3 protein-coding genes and 2 pseudogenes are annotated in these 4,161 nt (G+C 64.7%); all 5 read left to right on the forward strand.

Features of this window, described 5'->3' with window-relative positions; all coding sequences use genetic code 11:
• Positions 1 to 670, forward strand: a 670-nt coding sequence (locus ACH4C6_RS36085) for a hypothetical protein (RefSeq protein ID WP_398112802.1), incomplete at its 5' end; no start/stop codon positions are given.
• Positions 671 to 2,058: 1,388 nt separating this feature from the next.
• Positions 2,059 to 3,234: pseudogene (locus ACH4C6_RS36090) on the forward strand (ISAzo13 family transposase); the annotation flags it as partial.
• A 130-nt stretch (positions 3,235 to 3,364) separates the two neighbouring features.
• Entirely contained in the window at positions 3,365 to 3,583 is a 219-nt protein-coding gene (locus ACH4C6_RS36095; RefSeq protein WP_398112803.1) for a hypothetical protein, read from the forward strand.
• 5 nt (positions 3,584 to 3,588) lie between these two features.
• Complete coding sequence (locus ACH4C6_RS36100) at positions 3,589 to 3,783, forward strand: hypothetical protein (protein ID WP_398112804.1); 195 nt, start codon at positions 3,589 to 3,591, stop codon at positions 3,781 to 3,783.
• A gap of 190 nt (positions 3,784 to 3,973) precedes the next feature.
• Positions 3,974 to 4,161 (forward strand): annotated as a pseudogene (locus ACH4C6_RS36105) (IS5/IS1182 family transposase); the annotation flags it as partial.

Below are 4,161 nucleotides of genomic sequence, written 5' to 3' on the forward strand. Positions count from 1 at the left end.
CTACTATCTCTGGCGGCGACAGTTGAACCTCATCGCCCAATACGAGACCATTCCCATGGTTAGCTCCCTCGGATACCTCCCCCCCGAGGGGCTAGCGGACCAAATCTCGTATGGCGACGCCCAGCCCGCTCACAGCTCCCTACCTCGAACCACGATGGACGATTATCGACAGCTGCAAGAACTGGAGAAGTGTTCCCTGGATGTGGCCGGGCATGAGAGACTGCTGGATCAGCGGGAAGAGCTCATGCAGCAGACGCTTTCGCATGTACTGCTGGATGGGGTTCAAACGCAGGAACGGGCTCCTCTTCTGCAGCGAATGGCGAATGCAGGGGATCGTCTCGAACATCTGATTTCTGACACTCAGCGGCTCCAGAAACCAGCGGGCCACGGGGCCCGGACCTTGCCCTCCGACACCGAGTACAGCCATTTTCCCGTGGCGCAAGACGGCTTTCAGCAGCGAGGTAGCCGACCAGCAGATCCAGATGACTTCGGTCAAGAGCAGGAAATGCGGGCCCGATATGCGTGCCTGCATATTCCAGGCACGCCACTGCCTGAGGTAGGTGCCAACACGTCGGGAACCACGCCGGATGCCGAGAAGGGGGCAGCAGCAAAAACCTGGACTAGTAAATCATTTTCCGCTGCTTTGCGTCGATTCGCGCGCCACGGATGAGTACTCGAATCTCTCGCGTAGCGAATTCTGTCGCACTCGCTACTTCGTCAGGGCTTCTTGTGGTGTTTTCGTATGTTTATGCGGAACCAGCAGGGACCCTTCGGTCGCCGGTGGTGCTAAGCTAAATCATTCTGCCAAGTACGTCAGGTTATGGACACAGTACAGAAAGTATGAATACTCCTCCGGCGAAGCATGGGTGCGTAGAGAACACCACCGCAACGACCAGGAGCCTCGTCCCGTCACGGACCACATCTGCCTTCCCTGTCACCCTCACGCCGCAGCGGGAGAAGGGTGCAGAGATTTCAAAGCTCCTCGCGGTATATGCGGCAGCACGATGTCGCTCCGCCTCGACGCCATAAACTGGCCACCCACGACCTCATACGGGGCGATGCCAATATTCCGGAAGGCGCCTTTCACGGCCCGGTTAGCGCCCGGTCCACGTACCTGGCCAATAGGAGGCCATCCGGGCCGTGGCAGCGGGCCTCACGGTTCTGGAGGTGCGTTTCGCCAGGGCCGCTTGTTTACGTGAACCGGGCGGAAGTGCTGGCCGTAGTGATGGGGCGGGACTTAAGGCGCCCGTCAAGTGATCGAGAACCGTATTGGGAGCTGCTTGTGACTACACCGCCTCCGCCTGAGCCATCCGAGGATGTGCAACTAGCTGGCGTAAGTAAGCAGCGTGAACGGTGGGACTCGTTGACCATCGAACAGCAGGCGGAAAGACTGCGACACGCAGAGGCGGCGCGGCGCTCCCTGCTGCCCCCTGAGGAGCAGAGTCGGCTGGCGGCGCGGGACAGACGCCGCCAGCTAATAAGTACCGGGAGAGCGAGGTATAACGCTGTGCATCCTGCTGAGGTGAATGAAACCGCGGCGCACTTTGCGGGCAGGAGGCGATCTTATGCTTGGATGCAACCAACCCAGCCGGTACAGCCAAGGCCAGACGGCCGAGGGCGGAAGCCGATTTCGTCTGATCGTTCGGTCGAGCGTGACCGGTCCGCAAGTCCAAAACGAGAACGCCCCCGGTTGTCTCCTGCACCGTCGCCGTTGCGGGAGCAGAAGGCGTCGTTGCCCAGTCCTGGTCCCGATCCCGATCCCAACGTTGCCGTGGCGGCCTATTCACTAATCCCTGGTTGGGCCGGCGCGGCGACTGCCGGTGGTGTGCAAGCCTCGTCGTCCGCAGCTGCGCCGCCGGGTGCCTTCCTCGGCCCGGGTGGGAAGAATATTCTGGGTCGGTAGCTTCCGCCGAGTAAGTCCCGTTGGCCCCAGGGTGTTCCTGATGGGATAAGTGCGGTTGTGCACGCGGCGTTCCCGAAGGGGTGTCCAGAAATCCGCGTTGTGGGCTTGCCGGGAAACAAGTCGTGGCTTCCGACTGTGGGAGTCGTTGTTCTGGTATGGGGAGACCGGAGGGGATCGAGGCACTCCTGGCTGCGAAGTTCCAGGTGTTGCCGCATCTGGACGAGCGTCAGCGTCGGCTGGCCATAGGGGCGGAAGCGCTGTCGCTGTGGCATGGTGGGATCAGGCTCGTCGCTGCCGCGGCTGGGGTCCGGGAGGGCACGGTCTCGCGCGGAGCGGCTGAACTGGAGTCTGGTCAGGCTTTGTTGGGGCGGGTCCGTCGTCCGGGTGGGGGCCGGAAGAAGGCTGTGGACGTTGATCCGGGGCTGCGGCCGGCGCTGCTTGCGCTGGTCGAGCCCGACGAGCGGGGCGACCCGATGTCGCCGCTGCGGTGGACGACGAAGTCGACCCGGAAGCTGGCAGCGGAGCTGACCCGGCGGGGCCACCGGGTCTCCGCCGACACGGTCGCCGGCCTGCTGCGGGAGGAAGGCTTCAGTCTGCAGGCCAACGCCAAGACCATCTAGGGTGCTCAGCACCCGGACAGGGACGCCCAGTTGCGCTACCTCAATGAGCAGGCACGCGATCACCGGGACGCTGGTGACCCGGTGATCAGCGTGGACAGCAAGAAGAAGGAGCTGATCGGCGCCTACAAGAACGCCGGGCACGAATGGCGGCCCGCAGGGCAGCCCGTGAGGGGCAAGACGCACCACTTTCCCGGCCAGGCCGAGAAGGCGATTCCGTACGGGATCTATGACATGGCGGCGAACACCGGCTGGGTCAGCATCGGCACTGATCACGACACCCTGGCGTTCGCCGTTGCCTCGATCCGGCGCTGGTGGCAGGCCCGCGGCCGGCACGACTACCCCCGCGCCCGCCGGCTGCTGATCACCGCCGATGGCGGGGGCTCCAACGGCTACCGCACCCGCGGCTGGAAGACCCAGCTCGCCGACCTCGCCGGTGAGACGGGTCTTGAGATCACGGTGTGTCACCTTCCGCCCGGCACCTCGAAGTGGAACAAGATCGAGCACCGGCTGTTCTCCCACATCACCATGAACTGGCGCGGCCGGCCCCTGACCAGCCATGAAGTCATGCTCCAGACCATCGCCGCGACCACCAGCCGCACCGGCCTCACCGTCCATGCCGAACTCGACAGCGGTGACGAGATCGCTGCACTGCCCATCACCCGCCATCGCTTCCACGGCGACTGGAACTACACCCTCCACCCCCAGCGTCCGATGGACGCAGCGATCACCGGCAGCACACCGCACGAGGCCCTGGCGGACAGACCGACTCGCCTCACGCGGCGTTCGCTGTGCCTTCGCCGCGTACGCCGTCTCACTGGTGGCGGGCGTGCACACTTTCCGGGTGGCTGAGTACAAGGACCTGGAGCCGCGGCACCTGGTCGTCAGCTACGTCCGCTTGCCCAAGGAGCTGGCCCTGATCCGGCTGGCCTCGTCTCGGGCTTCGCTCTTCGAGGAAAACGAGCGGCGTCACCAGAAAAAGGCCAGGTACTGGTGGGTGAGCCTCGGGGCGCTGATCGTCGGTCTTGGTCTGTCGACTGTCGCACTGCTGCTGCACACTTGAGTCCCATGAGCAATGGACAGAACCAGGGGACCGGCCAGCCCGCTCCCGCGCCGGCTTCTCCCGCCCCGGCCCCGGCGCCTCAGCAGGACATCGTCGACATCTACACCGACCCCGCGCTGATCGGGACCGACAGGAGGAACGACACCAAGCCCGTGGAGACCAGGGTGGTGCGTCCGCAGGGCGACATCGAGACCCGCTGAGAGAGATCTCCGCAGCAGCCGGGCCCGGCCCTCCCACCGGAGGACCGGGCCCGGCGCGTGCGTCTGCCACCGTGCGGCCAGTCCGCATGCGCGCGTGCAGATAGCGTCCTGCCTCATGACCACCACCGACACGATCGCGGCCCTAGAGGTTGTCCCGTAACTGGTGTGGCGGTTGGTGCGTTGGTTGGGCATGGGTGGGGTGATCTCAGCGGATGATCCTAAGTGGATCGAGCCGTTTTCCGGGCTGACCGAGTCGCAGTTCGCCAGGTTGGTCGCGTTGGTGCGGCGTCGCGGTGGTGACGTCCAGCGCGGCCGTCCCTGGCGGCTGCCGCTGGAGGACCGGGTGCTGCTGGTGGCGACGTACTGGCGCACGAACCT

Source organism: Streptomyces sp. NPDC017943, from assembly GCF_044328425.1.
Taxonomy (GTDB): Bacteria; Actinomycetota; Actinomycetes; order Streptomycetales; family Streptomycetaceae; genus Streptomyces; species Streptomyces djakartensis_A.